Origin of the sequence: uncultured Aquimarina sp. (genome assembly GCF_947492965.1) — a bacterium.
Classification (GTDB): Bacteria; Bacteroidota; Bacteroidia; order Flavobacteriales; family Flavobacteriaceae; genus Aquimarina.
Map to the genome: position 1 here is coordinate 1 of NZ_CANLOZ010000029.1, position 1040 is coordinate 1040.

The 1040-nt window shown below is 29.3% G+C and carries 1 protein-coding gene; it reads left to right on the forward strand.

Going from position 1 to position 1040, the window contains the following annotated elements; translation table 11 throughout:
• Positions 1–316: 316 nt before the first annotated feature.
• A partial coding sequence (locus tag Q1B37_RS24175) for a transposase (protein WP_299903341.1) occupies positions 317–1040 on the forward strand: 724 nt, incomplete at its 3' end.

Below are 1040 nucleotides of genomic sequence, written 5' to 3' on the forward strand. Positions count from 1 at the left end.
GCGCTAGCCCTTAGTTTAGCATTGTTATTCACATAGAGTTATCTTAACGAAGTTAATAATGCTGTAAGTGATTGATTTTCTTTTCTTTTTGCTTCTTTTTCTTTTCTTTGTTGATAACTCAATAATTGTGGATAACAGCCCAACCGATAAAGGTGAATTATGGGCGCCGCAAAGTTTTTAGACTTATCCCCCGATTAAATCCTTTATCGGTTATTTCTGAACTAGTATCAAATGGAAATTCAGGTTCTCAGACCTAATATTAGGGTTTCGATTATATTCAGAATTGTGGGTTGGTTATCGCTAAAAATATTTCATTATGAATAAACAAAATTTTTCTCAATTTATTGGTATTGATATCTCTAAATCTACTTTTGATGTAGCAATTATTACTTCTGAAAACAAAAATAGCTCATATCTATTTGAAAACACAGTTAAAGGGATTAAGGCATTTCTAAGGTTATTAAAAAACGAAAAAATACATTTATCTGAAACGCTTATTTGTATGGAACATACAGGAATTTATGGTAAACTAATCATAACAAAGTTAGTAGAAAAACAAGCTAATATCTGTGTAGAAATGTCCTTGAAAATAATGAGAAGTTCAGGTTTACAACGTGGTAAGAATGATAAAATAGATGCATTAAGAATTGCTAAATACACAGCTAAAAACTACTTAGAACTTGAGTTATACAAACCTATACCAGAGGTTCTGGACAAAATAAAAACATTAATAACTATCAGAGAACGTTTAGTAAAAAGTAAAACAGACTTAACAAAATATCCTAATGAACTCAAACATTTTGCTCCTGAACTGAGTAAAGTAGCTAACAAAAACATTAAAAAATCAGTAAAAGTATTTACCGATGAAATTAAAAGGATTGAACAAGAAATCCAATCCTTAATAATTTCTGACGAAAAACTTAGAACAACTATTGATTTGGTTACATCTGTTACTGGAATTGGAAAAATTACAGCATTATATTTAGCCATTTTTACAAACATGTTTACGCGCTATCAAAATGCTAAACAATTAGCTTGTT